14 protein-coding genes are annotated in these 18,961 nt (G+C 58.8%); 8 read left to right on the top strand and 6 right to left on the bottom strand.

The window, feature by feature from the left end; all coding sequences use genetic code 11:
• The first annotated feature begins 45 nt into the window (after positions 1-45).
• Positions 46-3,423 (top strand): mechanosensitive ion channel domain-containing protein, encoded by a 3,378-nt coding sequence (locus CA51_RS14695; RefSeq protein WP_197451197.1) that lies wholly within the window; start codon positions 46-48, stop codon positions 3,421-3,423.
• A gap of 143 nt (positions 3,424-3,566) precedes the next feature.
• Here CA51_RS14695 and CA51_RS25900 read toward each other — a convergent pair whose 3' ends face one another.
• Entirely contained in the window at positions 3,567-3,743 is a 177-nt protein-coding gene (locus tag CA51_RS25900; RefSeq protein ID WP_197451196.1) for a hypothetical protein, read from the bottom strand.
• A 342-nt stretch (positions 3,744-4,085) separates the two neighbouring features.
• On the opposite strand from CA51_RS25900, the gene CA51_RS14690 reads away from it, so the two are divergent.
• Complete coding sequence (locus tag CA51_RS14690) at positions 4,086-4,415, top strand: invasion associated locus B family protein (protein WP_145121824.1); 330 nt, start codon at positions 4,086-4,088, stop codon at positions 4,413-4,415.
• Here CA51_RS14690 and CA51_RS14685 read toward each other — a convergent pair.
• On the bottom strand, positions 4,412-5,710 hold the full coding sequence (locus CA51_RS14685; protein WP_145121822.1) for a MerR family transcriptional regulator: 1,299 nt from the start codon (positions 5,708-5,710) through the stop codon (positions 4,412-4,414). The genes CA51_RS14690 and CA51_RS14685 overlap by 4 nt on opposite strands.
• Before the next feature lie 486 nt (positions 5,711-6,196).
• Between CA51_RS14685 and CA51_RS14680 the strand changes: the two genes are divergently transcribed.
• The 5 genes from CA51_RS14680 to CA51_RS14660 all read left to right on the top strand — a co-directional run bounded on the left by CA51_RS14680 (position 6,197) and on the right by CA51_RS14660 (position 11,981).
• The gene (locus tag CA51_RS14680; RefSeq protein WP_145121820.1) at positions 6,197-7,474 is read left to right on the top strand and encodes a CehA/McbA family metallohydrolase domain-containing protein; all 1,278 of its coding nucleotides are present in this window, start codon (positions 6,197-6,199) and stop codon (positions 7,472-7,474) included.
• Between the two features lie 137 nt (positions 7,475-7,611).
• Positions 7,612-7,884 carry a hypothetical protein gene (locus CA51_RS14675; protein ID WP_231745705.1) on the top strand — a complete coding sequence of 91 codons (273 nt, stop codon included), beginning with the start codon at positions 7,612-7,614 and terminating at the stop codon, positions 7,882-7,884.
• 111 nt (positions 7,885-7,995) lie between these two features.
• The gene (gene purH / locus CA51_RS14670) at positions 7,996-9,567 is read left to right on the top strand and encodes a bifunctional phosphoribosylaminoimidazolecarboxamide formyltransferase/IMP cyclohydrolase (RefSeq protein WP_145121817.1); all 1,572 of its coding nucleotides are present in this window, start codon (positions 7,996-7,998) and stop codon (positions 9,565-9,567) included.
• Positions 9,568-9,996: 429 nt separating this feature from the next.
• Positions 9,997-10,956: an SMP-30/gluconolactonase/LRE family protein gene (locus tag CA51_RS14665; protein ID WP_145121815.1), complete on the top strand. Its 960-nt coding sequence runs from the start codon at positions 9,997-9,999 to the stop codon at positions 10,954-10,956.
• A gap of 59 nt (positions 10,957-11,015) precedes the next feature.
• Positions 11,016-11,981: a ribonuclease H family protein gene (locus CA51_RS14660; protein ID WP_145121813.1), complete on the top strand. Its 966-nt coding sequence runs from the start codon at positions 11,016-11,018 to the stop codon at positions 11,979-11,981.
• Here CA51_RS14660 and CA51_RS14655 read toward each other — a convergent pair.
• The gene (locus CA51_RS14655; protein WP_197451195.1) at positions 11,957-13,075 is read right to left on the bottom strand and encodes a metallophosphoesterase; all 1,119 of its coding nucleotides are present in this window, start codon (positions 13,073-13,075) and stop codon (positions 11,957-11,959) included. The genes CA51_RS14660 and CA51_RS14655 overlap by 25 nt on opposite strands.
• A 196-nt stretch (positions 13,076-13,271) precedes the next feature.
• Complete coding sequence (locus tag CA51_RS14650) at positions 13,272-14,588, bottom strand: Gfo/Idh/MocA family protein (protein WP_197451194.1); 1,317 nt, start codon at positions 14,586-14,588, stop codon at positions 13,272-13,274.
• A 556-nt stretch (positions 14,589-15,144) separates the two neighbouring features.
• Here CA51_RS14650 and CA51_RS14645 point away from each other — a divergent pair.
• Positions 15,145-15,777, top strand: coding sequence for a response regulator (locus CA51_RS14645; RefSeq protein WP_145121809.1), 633 nt, complete (start codon positions 15,145-15,147; stop codon positions 15,775-15,777).
• A gap of 49 nt (positions 15,778-15,826) precedes the next feature.
• On the opposite strand, the gene CA51_RS14640 is transcribed toward CA51_RS14645, so the two are convergent.
• Both CA51_RS14640 and CA51_RS14635 read right to left on the bottom strand, forming a co-directional pair.
• Positions 15,827-17,683 (bottom strand): sensor histidine kinase, encoded by a 1,857-nt coding sequence (locus CA51_RS14640; RefSeq protein ID WP_145121807.1) that lies wholly within the window; start codon positions 17,681-17,683, stop codon positions 15,827-15,829.
• Between the two features lie 62 nt (positions 17,684-17,745).
• Entirely contained in the window at positions 17,746-18,636 is an 891-nt protein-coding gene (locus CA51_RS14635; RefSeq protein WP_145121805.1) for a hypothetical protein, read from the bottom strand.
• Positions 18,637-18,961 lie beyond the last annotated feature (325 nt).

Genomic DNA, 18,961 nt, shown 5'->3' with positions numbered 1-18,961 from the left:
GCGGCGTCTTGCTCGTCCCGAACCGTTTGGCTCTCTCATCGATTGATGTTTGCGAGTCTGATGCTGGTCGTTGGAATAGCGACCCACGGCACCGCTCAAGATGCGCAACCGCCCGCGGCGGCACCGGCAGCAAGCGCAGCACCGATTGCTGCGTCGGCCAGCGGCGAAACGCCGCACTTGCCCGAGGTGGAGGCGATCAAGCGTCGCCGCGATGAGATCGACGCCAACAAGGAGTTGGACGACGAGACGCGGACTGCACTGCTGGCGACGATCGATGAGACGCTGCAGAAGATGACCGAGACCGAAGCGGCGGCGACGCGGCTCGAAGCGCTGAAACAGGCTGCCAAAAACGCTCCCGAAGCGACGGCGGCGGCTGAACAAGCTTTAGATCAAGCCGAGGCGGCGGGGGATCCCGACCCGGAGTTCTTCGGTTCTCCCGACGAATTGCAAGCGGCAAAGTTGGCGGCGGATCAGGCGGTGGCCGATGCGCGGCAACAGCGGCAGGAACTCGAAGCGGCGCGAAGCACTCGCAGCGAACGCTTGACCGCGCTGCCTCAATTGCTTTCGGACACCCGCGAATTGTTGAACACTCGCCTGCAAGCGCCTGCGCCCAAAGCGACCGAACAGGCGTTGCCGTTTTCGACGCAGGCTCAGCAGTGGTTGCAGATGGCCAGCATCGGATTGCTGCAACAACAGCTGGCCGTCTACCAACAGGAGAAGACGACGTTCGAGCTGGAACGGCCGTTGATGGAAGCGCGGATCAAGTTGGCCAAGCTGGAAGAGCAGCGGTTGCAGGCCCGCGCTACCGAGATCGCGAAACGGTTTGCCGAGGATCGCGTGCTCAAGGTCCGCCGGCGGATCCTCGAGTTCGAGGACCAGATCGCAAAGACGCCGTTGGCCGATAACGAATTGACGATCGAAACCCGCGCGATCGCTTCGTCGTGGCAGTCGGTGGTTCAAGGCCAAGCCGATGCCGAAGCCGAATTGGCGGAACTGTCTCGGGAATCGGACAAACTGAAACAGGAATACGAATCGATCAACGCGCAGGTCGAGAAGGAGTTGGAGAACGACAGCGGGTTGAGCAGTGCGATGGGGTTGATGCTGCAGCAGAAGCGCGCGTCATTGCCGAATCAGACCAACCTGCGGCGACAGATGGCCCTGACCAACGACGAGCTTGATGATGTACGGTCGCTGTTGACCGAGATCGGTTTGGTTCGCGAATCGATCTCACGGCAAACGTCCAGTCATCTCGAAGGGGATGAACGGACAGCGGCGGACTATAAGGTCCTCGAACGCTTGCTCGAACAGATCGAACAGGACGCAAACAACTACCGCAACGCGCTGCTGAACAAGAGCGTCGAGCAGCAGGACTACATGAAGTCGATTCACCGTTTCGAAACGATGATCGCAGGTCGCGTGTTGTGGTTCCGCAGTGCCGAGCGTTTGAGTTGGGAAGATTTCCCGCTGGCTTGGCGAGCATTCCAAGGGCTTGTCTATCCTGCCAATCTTCGCAGCGTCGGCGATGCGTTGTGGGAGGAGGCTCATGAGAACATTTTTCTGACCGTGACTTGGGGCGCATGCCTGCTGATGCTGCTGTTCGCCGGGCCGCGGTTGCGACGCCGGTTGCAGGATCTTGGGGCCGATGCAAACCGCGGTACCTCGGTCGATATGAAGCCAACGTGGTCGGCGATTTTGACGACGCTTGTCCTTGCATTGCTGTTGCCGTTGGCACTAGCGATCCCAGGCTGGCAGTTAGCCTACGCCGACAAATTCCCTTCGTACGTTGAAGCGACCGGATATGGGTTATTGTTCGCGGCGATGTTTGTCGCGCCGTTGGAATTGATCCGCCAAGTTGTTCGTCCCGGCGGGCTGGCTCGCGCACACTTTGGTTGGTCCGATCGATCGGCCACCACGTCGCGGATGCATCTGCGATGGTACATGGATCTGGCGCTGCCGTTTGTCTTCGTTTGGGCATTGCTGACACACTGCGGAAACGTCCGCTGGGAAACGTCGCTCGGACGGATGGTCTTCTTTGTTTTGATGCTGCAGACGGCGTGGTTTGTGCGGGGCATCATGCATCCGAAAACCGGCGCGCTGTCGCTGTGGTTGCTGGAGAATCGCGACGGTTGGATCGATCGGTTGCGCGTCGTCTGGCACACCGCTTTCTCCTGCACTCCGTTGCTGTTGGGGCTGATGTCGTTGGCTGGATACACGTACAGTGCAAACCAGTTAGCCCATCAGTTGTACAAGACGTTGATGTTAGCCGTCGCGTTAATTTTGGTTGGCGGTGTGATGCGGCGATGGGCGATCCTGAACCGCCGCGCGATGGCGATTCAACAGGTCCGCGACCGGATGGCGGCCTCCGAAACACCGGACCGTTCGCCGATCGAACTGACGGAGATTCCGGAGGTCAACATTCGCGAGGCGAGTGCGCAAACGATGCGTTTGATCTCGACGACGCTGATGGTCGCTGGGCTGTTCGGGTTCGCTTGGATCTGGACCAGCGTGCTGCCGGCGGTCGACTACCTGGATCGGTTTACGATCATTCCGGCGTCGAATCCCGGTGGTGATCCGTTTACGATTGGAGACATCGTGATCGTCGCGCCGTTGATCGCGCTGACGTTTATCGCCGTCCGCAACTTGCCCGGGCTTCTGGAGACGACGCTGTTGCAGCGGTTGCCGTTGGACAACGCGGCACGGTACGCCATCAAGACGCTCAGCAGTTATGTGATGTTAGCCGCTGGAATTATGCTGGCCGCGCGATCGGTCGGCGTCCGCTGGGAGAGCATCCAGTGGTTGGTCGCCGCGTTGGGTGTCGGTCTTGGCTTTGGTTTGCAGGAGATTTTTGCGAACTTCATCAGCGGTATCATCCTGCTGTTTGAACAACCGCTGCGAGTCGGCGACGTCGTCACGATCGACGGCACGACGGGAGCGGTCTCCAAGATTCGGATGCGAGCCACGACCGTGATCAACTGGGATCGGCAGGAGTTGATCATTCCCAATAAGGATCTGATCACCGGCCGATTGGTCAACTGGACCCTTTCGGATACGACAAATCGCTTGGTCGTAAACGTTGGGGTCGCGTATGGGACCAATACCGAACACGCTTGTGAGGTGCTGCGGCGGATCTGCGACGATCATCCGAACATCTCCAAAGATCCTAGCCCCGTGATCACCTTTGAAGGGTTTGGCGACAGCACCTTGGATCTGGTGATTCGTTGTTATCTAGCGTCGCTGGACAATCGTTTGTCGACGGTTCACGAACTGCATACGAACATCCACAACGAGTTTAACGCCGCCGGGATCGAGATCTCCTTCCCGCAGCGCGATCTGCATCTGCGATCGTTCCCGAAAGAGCTGTTGTCGGGAATCCAATCGGGTTCCAGCGACAACGGCCTGCCGATTCGCGAGCGAGCAAAATAGCTCGATCCGCAGGACGTTTGGTGCTGGCCAGGACGTTGCAGCCGGTCGGTCACAGCGCATAAAAAAACAGCGTCGTGTGAAACAGGGGATTCACGCGGCGCTGTTGCAATATTTTTAATTGCGATCCCTAAATGGGTTCGCGATTACTCAGCTGCAGGAGCAACTGGAGTTTCAGCAGCGGTGGTGGTGTTTCCGCCGTCAGCTGCTTCGGTAGCTGCAGGAGCGTCGGTGCTAACGTCAGCACCTTGATCTGCAGGTGCGCAACCAACGATCGAGATCATCCAAGCTGCCAGGGCGATGCCAGTTAAGTATCGTTTCATGATTTCTCCAAAGGTCCAAGGTTTGTAGGTTTTAAGTTACCATTTGCTGACGTCCAAACTTAACGCAAAGCTCGCGAAAGTTAAAGGCGTCGATAGGGGGGCTGAGGGCGGATTTGACCACTTTGCCCGGATCGACAAGACCGATCTTGATGGTGCCAGCTGGCAGGATCGACCTTCTTGGACGTTAGCCTTTACTTGATCGCAACGACGCGAACGGTTCTCTACCGGAAAGTCAAATAGAGCGGTGGTAGTGTGCGGAGCAGACAAGCTGGAGGTCGAACAACAGGATATTGGCGGTTCTAACGAAAACTAAACCCACCACGATCCAAAGGCTGTGCCAGAATGAAACGCATTACCTCAATTGCGATGCTCGCCGTCGTCGCGTTGGCTTCGTCCCACGCAACCGCGCAAGACAACGAACTTCCCGCTCCAGGTCGAATCGTGTTGGAAGAATCGAAACCCTACAGCTCTCAGCCGCAAGCGTTGACCGTCGCCCAACTGCGACAACAAATTGCGATGGAAAAATCGCGTCAGCGACGGGCCCGGATGGAATACAACGCGTGGCGCGGTTATTCGCCGCTGCGACCCACCGCATCGGACATGCCGATGATGCGAAGCAGCATCGTCTATCCGCAATACCGAGTCAGCTTCGTCCCCGTCTACGCTCGCTAAACGGGTTCCGGATCGAGATTTAAACGCTCTCGGGCCGCTGCCGCCCAAGGGCTCTCGGGGGCCAGTTGCAAGAACCGCCGCCAGTGATGGTCGGCTTCGATCTCGCGGTCCAGTTCGTCCAGCGTTCTCGCCAAGTTGTAGTGCACGTCGGGGTAATCGTCGTGAACTCGCAACGCTCCGCGGAACGCCGCCACGGCCAATTCTTTGCGCCCCATCTCGGCCAACAACCCGCCTAGGCTCGCCCGGGCTTCGACAAAGTCGGGGTCCAGCTCGATCGAGATTAAATACCGTTCGCGAGCCGCCCACGATTCGCCCATTCGGTAGAACAGTTCGGCCAGCTGGAAACTGATGTCCGCTCTGGCTCCATCGCGAGCCAAGATGGCGTGGTAGCAGTCGATCGCGGCTTCGAATTCTCCATCGTCTTCGCTGTCGAAGGCCTTCTGTTGCAGCGGATCGATCTCGCCCTCTTCCTCGACCGGTTCGGGAGCCGAGTTTCCAAACGCCAATACCGACGGGTTCGCTTCCGGTTCGGGATCGTCTTCCAACGGCAAGGCGTCGAAGTCGATTCGCAGTTGCCCGCCCGGTTCGATCAGCCCCTCGCCTTGGCGAAGCAGCAGCTGTTTCCCTTCGATGATTACCGACAGCTGCGCAAGTGGTCGGTCGACGCTCGGCAGGACCTGGGAGAGCGATTCCAGTTTGCGTTCGATCGCCGCAACGCTGGCTCCGGCGGCAAGCAGTTCCGCCAATCGGCGAGCGGTCGCGATCTCTTGGAACTCAAAATAGGGCAGCTTGTGGACAGTCCGCGCCGGCACGATCAGGCCGCGGCGATGCCAGCGACGGATCACGCGGACCGAGACGCCCAACAGATCGGCCAGCATCGCCGGCGTGTAGAGTCGTTTGACGGCTTGTTCGGCTTCGACCAGTCCCAGCCGCTGCCAGAACTCGGTTTCCGAAAGGACTTCGATTTCGCCGCGGGCGGCCGCTTCGCAAAGTTCGTCGGACAGTAGATCCCCTTCGGCCAACGGCGATTCCTCGGCACCGATCACGACGATGTCGACCGCCATCGACGGCTGGTCGCAGGCGATTCCCGAGTGTTCGCGGATCAACCGCATCGCATCGCGTCGCGACAAGCCTCCAAGCTTGCCGGCAAACGCAATCCGTTTCCCTTTGATCGGCGAGTCCTCGCTGGGCGGTTCGGGCGACAGGGTCTCGTCGTCGGCGAGTTCGTCGTTGACGTCGTCCAAAGCGGAGACAGAATCAGCGGTTTCGTCGTCCGCTGGTGTTCGATTGGTCACGCGGCTTCCTTCTGGCGGTCCAATAAGATCTGTAGAGCAAACGCATCGCTGGCTTCGAACGCGCGTTCGCGTGGCAAGAGCCGAATCGGCGATCGGCGAAAAGTCCCATCGACGTGGCTTGCATCGGCAACCTGCGATGCGGCCGGCCGCATCGCCCGTTGCGATAACAATCTTGCAAATTAACAACGTCTCGGCAAGCAACCCCGCTGAGATCCTCGCTCGGGACGGTCCACGTCGGCTGATACTTCGTTTGCCACTTTGGGTCGCAATTGTGAATTGTATGTTAGAACCTGCCGCGGCTGAACCCGGCGGGGTGGTTGCTCGGTATAATGCGGTCCCCAATCGTTTCGCACTGGGGACTGTTTTATAGGACCGCGTCGACTGATCGGGACCGCACAATCGCGGGGCTCAACCGATCGTTGCGGTTCTGCCCCCGCCCGCAAAACCCTCTTGCCTTTCACCTCTTGCCACGGACAAGTGCCTGCCATGCCCAACTCCTGCAGTCTGAAGCTCCGCCCCTTGCTCGTAACCTGTCTGCTGATCAGCTTCTCGCTGACTGGCGTCGCTGCGGATCCCGTGCCCGCCGAGCCGAAGCTGCGTTGGTGGAAAGGGAATATGCACACGCATTCGCTGTGGAGCGATGGGGATGATTTTCCCGAGATGATCGCCGAGTGGTATCGCACCCAAGACTACAACTTTCTCGTCATCTCGGACCACAACGTGTTGGGGCTCGGGCAGCGTTGGATGAAGCAGACCGCAATCGCCAAGCGCGGCGGGCAATCGGCGCTTGCGAAGTACAAGGCGCGGTTTGGCGGATCGTGGGTGGAAACTCGCGGAGAGGGAGACGATCTGGAAGTGCGGCTGAAACCGTTCGATGAATTCCGCTATCTGCTAGAGAACCGAGGGCAATTTATCCTGATTCCCGGAGAAGAGGTCAGCGACCGCGCCGCGGGAAAACCGATCCACATGAATGCTTCGAACGTCGGCGAAGTGCTCAAGCCGATGGGCGGAGCGACTCCCGTCGAAGCGATGTCGAACAATCTGCGAGCCGTTGAGGAACAGGCGAAACGCTTGGGACGCGAAATCCTGATGCACCTGAATCACCCTAACTTTGGCTGGGCGATCACCGCGGAAGAGATGGCTCAAGTCACATCGGAGCAGTTCTTCGAAGTCTACAACGGTCACCCGGGCGTGAACCACTTGGGCGATGCCACGCGGCCAGCGGTCGAACATATGTGGGACATCGCCAACACGATGCGGTTAACGGTTTTGGAGGCGGCGCCGCTGTTGGGCCTGGCGACCGACGATAGTCACGATTATCACGACGGCATGCTGTCGCGAAGCCTCAGCGGTCGCGGCTGGGTGATGGTCCGATCGGAATACCTGACTCCCGAACACCTGATCCAAGCGTTGCGACGCGGCGACTTTTATGCGTCCAGCGGCGTTAGTCTAGAGGAGGTGACGTTTGATCCCGAATCGCGTACGTTGACGGTGCAGATCGATCCTGAAGCGGACGCAACCTACACGACTCAGTTCATCGGAACGCGAATCGCTCCCGATGCCGACAAGACGCTGATGCCAGCCAAAGAGAAGATCGGGATCGAATTCGCCAAGCAGGAAGGGAACGTCGCGACCTACACGATGCAGCCCGGCGATCTGTATGTGCGAGCGACCGTGACGTCCAGCAAAGGGGCCGATCGCCCGTCGTTTAAGGACCAGAAGAAACAGGCCTGGACGCAGCCGGTAGGATATGAGACACGCTGATCGCCCCTGCCGATAAGGAAATCGATTGGTTCGCCATCGCCTTTGACCGGACGTGTCCGAGACACAGGCGATGATTGGGGTAGTGAGATCGACAAGGATCCACAAGGGATCAAGCAAGCGAGAAGGAGTACTAAGCGATGCGAGAACTATTACGACGAGCGATGCAGCAATCGGACGATTTGGTGGTTGAAATGGATTATATGGATTGTCACGGTCGCCACACCCGGCGCGTGATCAGCCCGATCCGTTTCACATCGTCGGAACATTTTCTGGCACTCTGTCTTTGCCGCGAAGAGCCACGGAATTTCAACCTCAGCCGTTGCCGAAACCCGCGTTTGCGATGGGCCGCCGACGTCGTGATGCCTGTCGAATTCGCCGAGCCAATGCAACCGGTGGGGGCTCGCAATTGATCGCACCGGGTTGACCTGAGTGTCGCAAATCCTTACACAAACAGCTATCTCGCGTTGGTTTGCTTGATGCCGATGCGCTAGCCCGCTCCCCCCTGTGCAGGAATTTGATTTGTGACCGACGTTGTCCCCGTCCGAAATGCTTTGATCAGTGTCAGCAACAAGCTTGGGCTGGTCGATTTTGCACTCGCGCTGCAAACCGCAGGTGTTACGCTGTTCAGCACCGGAGGCACTCGCAAGCACTTGGAGGATGCAGGGATCGCGGTAGAGGATATCGCCAACTACACCGGCTTCCCCGAAATGCTCGATGGGCGTGTCAAAACGTTGCATCCGAAAGTCTTCGGCGGAATCCTGGCACGCCGCGATAAGCCCGACCACATGGATGCGATCGCCGAACACGATATTGAGCAATTCGATCTTGTGGTCGTCAATCTGTATCCCTTCGAAGCGACGATCTCACGCGCCGGCGTGACGACCGCTGAAGCAATCGAACAGATCGACATCGGTGGGCCAAGCTTGGTCCGCGCCGCTGCCAAAAACAGCTCACACGTTGCGATCGCGACCTGTGCCGAACACTACTCGGCGATCGTCGATGAGATCCAAACGCACGGCGGTACCTGCAGCACGCTGCGTCGCACGTTGGCGTGGGAAGCGTTCGACCACTGCAGTCGTTACGACCGCGCGATCGCCGACTACCTGCGTGGCGAATCGGTTCGCGGCGACTTCCCCCCTGTTATTACGCAAACGTTCCGTCGCAAGGCGGTGTTGCGATACGGCGAGAACCCGCACCAACGCGCTGCCTTGTACGCCAACGAGATTTCGACGTCGGCAAACCTTGTCAACGCGATGCAGTTGAGCGGCAAAGAGCTTTCCTACAACAACCTGTTGGATCTCGATTCGGCGTTGGGAATCGTTCGCGGTTTCGCTCAGCCCGCCGCCTCGGTGATGAAACACAACAACCCCTGCGGGGCTGCGACCGGACAGAGTCTGGCGAGTGCCGTTGAAAAGGCGATGGCGGGCGATCCGTTAAGCGCGTTCGGATCGGTCTTGGGTTTGAACCGCACCGTCGATCTGGCGACTGCCGAATTGCTCTGCCAACCGGGGCTGTTCATCGAAGCGATCGTCGCTCCCGATTTCGAAGCCAGCGCTGTCGGTCTGCTGACAACCAAACCAAAATGGCGCGACAACGTGCGACTGATGAAAGTTGGTCGTTTGGAAGATCCGATGCCGCCATTGGCTCAACGCTACATCAGCGGTGGGATCTTGGTTCAAGATGCCGATCGCCAAGCTGCGGTTCCATTGCAATGGAAGACCGTCACAGCCGAGACCGTCGAAGACGAGGTCTGGGACGACATCTACTTTGCTTGGGAAATGGTCAAGCACGTCAAGAGCAACGCGATCGTGCTGGCGAGCGACACTTCGTTGGTCGGCGTGGGAGCGGGGCAGATGAGCCGCGTTGACAGCGTCGAGATCGCGATCGAAAAAGCTGGCGAGCGATCGACCGGAAGCGTGTTGGCATCGGACGCGTTTTTCCCATTCCCCGATTCGATTCCGATGGCAGCCGAAGCGGGCGTGATCGCGATCGTGCAACCGGGCGGTTCGCGTAAGGATCAAGACGTGATCGACGCCTGCAACGACCACGGAATCCCGATGGTCTTCACCGGCCGCCGTCACTTCAAGCACTAATCGGCCAAGCCATTTCACTTCCGCCTTCGTCCCATACCAGCACGAAGCGCAAGCGAGTGGAAATCCCAGTGCATCCCATACGAGCACGAAGCGCAAGCGAGTGAAAATCCGGGTGTATCCCATACGAGCACGAAGCGCAAGCGAGTGAAAAACTCCACGTCTCGTGGGGGGCTCCGCTTCGCAACCTCCCTGCTTCTGCGGTGCTCGTGCGGTCGAACCGCCGCGCCCTTTGCGACACGTCTACCGATTGATCTCTCTGCAATCGGCGGTACTCGCTGGTTCGATACCACCCCACAATGGCCTCGCGTCGCGAGGGCTGGTAACATTCGTGAGGCCAGCGGAATACCGCATCGCTGGGACGCGCTGCCGCTGGCTCGGATAGCGAATTCGTCACAACCACCACTCCAGCATCCAACGTCACCATCTGCCATGACTCAAAGAATCACTGCGACTCCGTTTTACCGACCGTCCGATGCGGCATTGCGTTTCCTTCCCGAAGGGCCCTATCCCAACGGCCCTTCCAAGATGAGCTGGGTTGCGATTCAGCACGGTGCCGATGCGACGCAAGGATCGTTGAACGTCTTCGATTTTGAATCCGGCAACAACCGATCGCACGTTTTGCCCGGTCGCCCCGGATTTGCATTCCCCTGCGACGACGGACATTCGTTTGTCGCCGGTTGCGAACGGACGCTGGGGATCTTCCATCCGTCGGAGATGACGTGGTCTCCCTTCTGCGAAAACATCGACGAAGCCGTCGAAGGGACCGTGATCAACGACGGTTTGGTTTGGGAGAACAATCTGATCTTCGGGACCAAAGATCTGGAATTCAAGACGCTCAAAGCGGGGCTGTATCTGTGGCGGGGCAGCGATCGCAGTTTGATCCAACTGCGCAACGATCAGGTCTGCAGCAATGGCAAAGCGATCGTGGAGGTCGACGGCAAGACCTTCCTGATCGACATCGACTCGCCGACGCGGAAGATCGTTCGCTATCCGATCGACATCGCAGCGGGAACGTTGGGCGATGCGGAAGTTGTCGTCGATCTGACCGCCGACCCGGGAGTTCCCGACGGCGCGATCGTGACGCCCGACGGTGGATCGGTGATCGTTTCGATCTACAACCCGAACCCCGCACCGCACGGCGAGACGCGGCAATACGACATGAAGACGGGCGAATTGGTAACGGTCTGGGAAACTCCCGGTTCGCCGCAGAACACTTGCCCCAACCTGATCGAGCACGATGGCAAGGTGCACCTGGTGATCACGACAGCGGTCGAGCATATGCCTGAAGATCGGCAAGCCGACGCGCCGCAAGCGGGCAGCCTGTTCATCGCGCCGACCGAATTCGAATCGGTCGGCAACAACCCCCGTTTCCCGTTGGGCTCGCTGTAAGAGTTCGAGGCTTGGTGCCGATGGCATCCGCCTAAACCATCCGCTCGTGGAGAACCCCGATGAATCAACGGCTGATCGCAACCGACGAAGCGGGGTATGGGCCTCAGCTAGGGCCGTTGGTAATCGCATCGACCTGCTGGGATCTGGATGGATCTGAGGATCCCGCGGCGCTATTTGCTGGGATCGAGGAAGGATTTGAATTGCCGGGGCTCGGCCGCGTGCGGATCGGCGATTCCAAGAAGCTCTTTTCGCCCAAAAAGAGCGGAGGACTGCGGGGACTCGAGATCGCGATGCTCAGCGTCGCTGCTCTCGTCTCGGCCAAGCGAGTCGACAGTCTTGCCAAGTGGCTCGATCTGATTTCGCCTGAGTCGTCGCAGACGCTTGCCAAGACGCGATGGTTCGCCAACTTAAACGAAGCCTTTCCGATCGACTTGGATTCGCCAGCCGATATGGTGCCGGTGCGAGATGCGGTTAGTTGTTATTGGCAGACCGAATCGGTTCGCTTGCAAGCAGCCTCGGCAACGATCCTGCCAGCGGCGGCGTTTAATACGATCTGCGATGCGGTGGGGAACAAAGCGACGCTGCTGTCGGAGCAGACGGTGGCGCTGGTGATGCCGCAGATTTTGCAGTGCGATGCGGAGCAAGTCGAAGTTTTCAGCGACAAACATGGTGGCCGCGCCTACTACGGCGGCCTGCTGCAGCATTTCTTTCCCGATGGTCAGGTTGCGATCGAGCTCGAAACGCGGCAGGTCAGCAGCTACCGGATCGAATTGGGAAGCCGCAGGATTCGCTGGCACTTCACCGCCAAAGGGGACTCGTTCGCCCCGGTCGCATTGGCCTCGATGGTCGCCAAATATACTCGCGAGCGGTTGATGGACGTCTTTAACGCCTATTGGCAAGCTCAGGTGCCTGGGCTGCGACCGACAGCCGGTTATCCCGGCGATGCGGGACGGTTCATCGGGGAGATCGGCGAGGCGATCACCAGGCAGAAGCTAGCCGATCACGAACTCGTGCGGTCGCGTTGATGAAGCGTCAGCAGCGATAGTTCCGGTGGGCAGCGAAAGCGTTGCATGTGGGTTCCGAATAGGCCGCGCGTGACATGCATCGTGGTTGGTGGCAGGTCGAATTCTCCCGAGGCAAAGCGGCTGCCGTAGCGGCTGGGGGAGAGTAGTGGGCCGATCAATGGCAAGCGGCCGTGTCCGCCGTGTGTGTGCCCCGCCAGCATCAGATGGACTGCGTTGCGGCGAGCCCAGGCGATTTGGTCGGGCGAGTGGCTCAACAGCACACGGAACTCTGGTTCACTCGATTCAGGGAATGCCGGTGCGGGACCGAACCAAGGCAGTTCGTTCCCGGCGATCGCGATCTCGGTATCGCGCAGCGGGATCCGTTTGGCGATGCCTCCCAGATCGGTCCATCCCATCCCCTGCATCGCTTCCCGAACCTGGTTCGGATCGGTGACGCGGGTGTCGTGATTTCCGAGGATGAAATAGCAACCGCCGGGAGCCGTGATCGTACCAAAACACTCCGACAGCCATGGGATGCAGTGCGGTCTATCGACGATGTCGCCCGTCACGCAAACGATCTCCGGCTGCCACTGCATCAGTTGATCGGAAACGTAGCGGTAGAACGAAGGGAGCATGTCGCCCGTCAGGTGGATGTCGGAGAAATGCGCAAGCCGCAATCCTTCCAACTGCTGTGGCAGGCCGGCGACGGGAAGATGTTTTTGCTCGATCGCCAGCTCGGTGATCTGGTTCATCGGGATCGCGGCGTTGATCCGGCATCGCAGCGAGCCGATCGGGGATTCGGGGAGGACCTGGTCGACAGCGACGTGAGTCACCTGACGCTCGATTGGCAGCCACTGAATTCCAAATAGAGGGCGGTAGATCAACCAGGGAATTCCCAGCACCACGATCGCCGTCAGGCAGATCCAGCTGTAGACCTGCAGCCACATCGGCAGCGACGCCGGCGATGGGTACCACAGCAGAAGCAGCGGGAACAGGAAGCACTCGACAGCAATCGTGCGCTCGACCAGCTTGATTTGCCATCGCGGCAGGCCGGTTGCATTGATGCGATTGTAGAACGTTAAGTGCAGCCCGAAATGGCCTAACAGAATGAGCATCCAATGCACGATTTGTAGGAACATAAGCGGGCGATCGGCTGCTTGAGTGAGAGAGGATTCTGGTCGCAAGTCTAACGCTTGTCGGCGGTTTTGGCAGCGCCCGAGCTGTGCCGCTCACTCGTCGCGGACCGCCAGCGCACCGCAGCGGACATGATCGCTGCGGTATTAAATACATAGGTTGCAAGTTGCCGGTCGGCTAGCTTGGATATTGCCAGGGGCCACGATATTCGCGGCGCAGCAACCTGTTCGCTTCCTCGTCGCCGGGGATCGTTTCGGTTTCGCCATCCCAGGCGATGCTCCGCCCAAGCTTCAGCGACAGCATCCCCAGCAGGCTGAGATTGGTCGCTTGGTGGCCGATCAGAGCGCTGCATGCCGGTTGTTTTCCCGACTCGATCGCTTGCAGAAAATCGGCCCACAACAGCTGCATATTGTGCCCATCGGGCTCCTGCAGTTGAGCGTCTTGGTGTTGGATCGCCTTCTTGGAATCGGAGGGATAAAAAGTCCAACCGTCGCGCCATCCGATGTGCAGCGTGCCGCGGTCGCCGTAAAAATAGCAACCGACGTTGTGTCGTTCGGGCCCGTGACCGGCGAACTTGCGATGCTCCCAAGTCGCGGTGAACGATTCGAATTGGTAGACAGCGACCTGGCTGTCGGGAGCATCGGTCGTCTGTTCGGATTCGCTAAGGACCGCCGGCCCAAACACCGGGCGGCCGCCCGTCGAATAGACGCTCTTGGGCGATTTCTCCTCCGACCACATCAGCATCTGATCCAACCAGTGGACGCCCCAGTCGCCGAGGGTGCCGTTGGCAAAGTCGAGGAAGTGGCGGAAGCCGCCGGGATGAATCTTGCGATTGAAGGGGCGTAGCGGAGCGGGGCCGCAGTACATGTCCCAGTCGAGCGTCTCTGGCGGTTCCGAGTTTCGCGACGGTCGCTCGGGGCCTCCGCGGCTGTTGACGAACATCCGCACCGCACCGATCGTGCCGACGTTCCCATCGCGAAGGAACTGGTTAGCAGCGACGTGGTGCGGCCCGATCCGCCGATGAAGGCCGACCTGAACGATCCGGCCGGTCGCCTGAGCCACGTCGACCATCGCGCGGCTCTCGCCAATCGTATGCCCTGTCGGTTTCTCGACGAACACGTGACAGCCCTTCTCGAGGGCCGCGATCGCATTCAAAGCATGCCAGTGGTCGGGCGTGGCGATGATCACGATGTCGATTTCCTCGCGATCGAGCATCTGGCGGAAATCGCCGTAGGTCTTCGCTTGGTCGCCGCAGAGGTCTTCGATCTCCTCGGCAGCGAGATCTCGTTTGTCCTCGTCAACGTCACAGATCGCGACGACCTTAACCCGCTGCGATGCGACAGCTTCGCGCAAGATGTTCATCCCCCACCAGCCCGACCCGATCAACGCAGTTCGATAGGTTGCGTTCTTTTGAGCACCATGGATAGCTGGGGCTGCGGTTAACGCGCCCGCTGCGGCGGCGGAGGCGATGAAATTTCGACGGTCGATCGGCATCGTGAGCTCTCAGAAATTGGGGGGATTACGATTTTTTTTGGCGGGGGACTTGACCACCCCCCAATAATGGATGAGTCGGACTCGAAGATCGGAAGCGATCGAGGGTCGCGAACACTGGATAAACAGGCGTTTGCTCCATTGTAACCAAGGAAACTTGGCGAAAAAGAAGCACCCCAGTAGTGGGGCGTACTCAGGAATTTTAAAAAAAATCTCCGGGTACCCTTGCAGGCCCCGTCTGTAGAGGGGTAATATGAACAAAGGTTTACGTCTTTATATGTTCGTGTGAGCGGAGTTTGGGTAGCGGGCTTTCGACGCGTTTTTCGCGTCCAATAGTGCCAGACCGTCAATGTTGGGATCGTCCCGATGTCCATTGGCGGTGTAAACCCAGACAGGTCCGTGACGCGCGATTCCCGATCCGACGGTACATGTTTTTCACGCGACACAAATCAGTGCCTGCTCGTCTTGGCTGATTAAAATTGTGTTCGCTCAACTGAAATTCCGAATTGCGGAATAACACCCGAATGCTCGTGGATGCAAGCGTTCGTAGGAGCCAAGAATGAATATTAAGTTACTCGTTGTAGATGACCACGAAGTTGTTCGCTTAGGTTTGCGAAACCTGTTGACCGACGTCGAGGTGGAGATCGTCGGTGAAGCGGTTAGCTCTGCCGAAGCGCTCGAGTTTCTGACAAAACAGACCCCCGACATCGTGTTGCTGGACATCCGCATGCAAGGTGGCGATGGTTTGGCCGCTCTGGGGCGTATCAAGCTCGATTACCCCGAACTGCCAGTCGTGCTGCTGTCGGCTTACGACAATCCAACCTATGTCGCTCGCGCCGTCGCGTTGGGCGCCGCTGGTTATCTGTTGAAGGATTGCGATCGGACCAAGCTTGTCGAAGCGATTCGTTTGTGTGCCGGTGGCGGTTCGGCGTGGACTCGCGACGAACTGCGCCGCGTGACCGGAGCGTTGGCGACGCCGCGGATCGCTTCGGACATCGACGTTCCGCTGACTCAGCGCGAGAGCGAAGTGTTGCGACAGATGGCGTTGGGCTTGACCAACAAAGAGATCGCCAAAGCGTTGGACATCAGCTACGAAACTGTCAAAGAGCACGTCCAGCACATTCTTCGCAAGGTCGGCGTCACCGACCGCACCCAGGCAGCAGTTTGGGCGGTTCGCAAGAACTTGGTCTAAGCTGTCGCCATCGACGACGCCAGAGTGCTCCGATTACTTGGTTGCAGTCCTAACGAACTGCAGCCTTAATGGAATCGAGCATCGCGTCGGAGTGCTCCGCGGTCTCATCGATCCGCAGTTCCAGCGGCAGCGTGACGATAAACGTACTGCCGCGTCCAAGTTCGCTGGTGAACGTGACCTCGCCGCCGAGCAGTTTGCACAGCTCTTTGACGATCGACAGTCCCAGCCCCGTGCCCGAGAACTCGCGGGTTAAGCCGTCGTTGTCCAGCACGACCTTGCTCTGCCGGAACTTTTCAAAGATGACCTTCTGGTCATCCTCTGGGATCCCGATTCCGGTGTCGGTGACCGACAACCGAAAGCGATCTCCATCGGTCAGTTCGATCTTGGCCGTGATCAGTCCGCCTTCGGGCGTGAACTTGATCGCATTGCCCAGCAGGTTGGTCAGGATCTGGCCGATCTTGTTTTGATCCTGCAAGACGCGTGGCAAGTCGTCGTCGGCGTCGATCGAGAGATCGATGTTCTTTTCGTTCGATAGGCTGCGGACCATATCGCACTGCGAACTGACAACCGAAACGATGTCGAACCGCGTCGGGCGAACTTCCATTTTGCCAGCTTCGACTTTTGCGAGGTCGAGGATGTCGTTGATCATCTCCAGCAGCACCCGGCCGCTCTTTTCGATGTTCGACGCGTAGTTCCGCTGCTTGTCGGTTAGCGTCTGCAGCCCTTTGAGGACATCGGAAAATCCGATGATGCTGTTCAGCGGCGTCCGCAATTCGTGGCTCATGTTGGCCAAGAAGTCGCTTTTCAGCCGGTTCGCTTCGTACAGTTGCAAGTTCAATTGAGCCAGTTGATCGACGCGCTGGTCGAGTTCGCGATTGACCTCGCGCAACTGGTCCTGCGTTTCGGTGAGGTGACGCAACATCCGGTTGAACGCGTCGGCGAGTTCGTTGAATTCATCTTCGGTATCGATCTCGGCTCGCAGTTCGGTGTTACCGCGGGAAATCGAATCGCTGACGTCTCGCAAGTGCTGCAGCGGATGCAGGACCAAATACCGCAGGATCATGTGCAGCACAGCCAAAGTGATCGCGATGATCAACATCGCCAGCGCCATTACAACAGCGCGGATCCACGTCGCCGAGGCCTCGGTCTCTTTGTAGGGCATGCTGACCCGGACGGCTCGAAACGGCGTCGCGGCAACCAATTGTTCAGCGAACTCGTCGTTTGGCAGGTCGCTGAAGAAATTGAAGTTCGGGCTGGTGTGGCACGTCATACAGATCGGTTTGAAGAAGATCGGATCATAGAAGATGTACCGATCGCCCACCGGTCCACGCTCTTCGAACAGCGGCTGGAGGGTCAGATGCATGAAGTTGTCGTTATCGTCGAGCTCGGAAGCCTCGAGGAAATTCGGACGGTTTTCGGTGTAGTGCTGAGTCAGGTAGTCGCGGTAGCGGTGCTCCAACGCCTGCAGTTTGGCTCGCTCCTCGGGATCGGTCGACAGCACCGGGGGCCGCAGATCCTGCAGCGTCGGCCCCTCGTCCAAAGCGATCACCTCGGCGGAGTGCTTCTTCTTTTTCAGCAGGTAGACGTCTAGCTTGTCGAGCGTTTCCCAATCGCGCGCCAGCAGTTTGTCGAGCGATTCGTCATCGACCTTCTGTTTGCCGATGATCTGTTGCCGCTGCTTTTTGACAGCATCGGTCATCATCACCCGCCAGTGCTCGCGGGCGAGGATCGTGTTGGCGTAATCCTTGGCGCTCTGTTGGATCTTTTGAGAAACCAGCCGCTGTGCGATGACTTCGACGATCGAAAACGCGAAGAACATCAGCAGCAGAAGGGCTGCACCGAAGAACAGCAGACACTTCCGCTCCAGGCTCATCGATGAAAAGATGCCCGATAGCATTCGGAACATGTCCGCGTGGTCCTCAAGGAATCAAAGGGTGCCCATAGTGAAGCTCCTTTTGTCGCACACAATCATTCCTTTGGCAATCGCAACACGTTCCCACCTTCATTTGCCAGCGGGGTCCCGACACCTTCGGCAAGATCGACATTCGCCAGATAGGTGTGCGATTGCCCCTCGGTTCGCAATTGAGCGACGCCGTTGAGTTCGCACAGCGAAGCGCCGATCGTGACGCTGCTGCTGCCGCCGACGCTGATCCCACTGCGACCGTTGTGGCGAGCCGCGATGCCGATCAACTGGACTTCGTTGGCTTTGTCGTGGGCGTTGATTCCATCCAGGCGATAACCGCGGATGGTGAGGTCGGTGATCACGACATGTTCGACGTCGTACAGAGTGATCCCAACCGCTTCGCTCGTGATTTCCAACGCTTCGTCCAACGGACTCTTCCCGGCTGGCGGACGATAAAAAATCCGTCCGTTCTGATGCGCCCACTCTCCGCCGGGCATCGACGACAGGTCGCCGTCGGGGCTAACAAAACGTGGCAACGCGCGGCCGGCAAGCATCAACTGGCCGTAACCTGGACGCGGCGGGATGTAGCGATAGAGGTTGCCGTTGACGATTTCCCAACCGTCGGGACGCGGCGTCGTCGATCCGTCCAACACCGCGCCGTTTCCAACGATCCGAAACGGGTACGACGGCGAACCGCTGTGATTGCGGCCGTTCAGGGAGATGCATTCGCGGTAGGGGACGCCAGTTTTTGTCAGCACGATCGAATCGCCAGGCTGTGCAACCAGCAGAGCTCGCATGATCGTGCGGTAGGGGCCAAAGCTGGGCGATCCGGCGACCAACCCGCGGTCGTTCTGATAATCGCTCCCCGAGACGTTGTCGATGACGAGATCGCGAGCGATCGCGGCGGAATGCAAACAGGCGATCGAAACAGCAATCAAAAGTGTTCGGATAAGCATATGGTCACCTCGGTGGTCGGTGTAGCTGCAAATTAAATCGGTAGACGGGAAACCGGGACAGCCGATTTGGCCTGCCCCTTTTGGCGGAAAACTGCCGGGAAATGTAGTTCCCTCGCGATGAAGGGCTTCGCTTGCTCGGCGGACAATTTTTCCCCGCCGCTGCGGTTCGCATCGCCAGCATCGCAGCGATTGACCGGCTGCGCCAAGACGAACGACCGGCAACGCGTTGCACTTCAACACTCCAAACGTAGCATGTCCCTCGGCGCGACCGAGCGAAGATGCGGATTAAATGTTCCCGCGGCGGCTCCCCAGCCACCGCAAGGCG

Origin of the sequence: Rosistilla oblonga (assembly GCF_007751715.1) — a bacterium.
Lineage (GTDB): Bacteria > Planctomycetota > Planctomycetia > Pirellulales > Pirellulaceae > Rosistilla > Rosistilla oblonga.
Note: the sequence above shows the minus strand (reverse complement) of the source record. Positions and strands in the feature narration are given on the sequence as shown.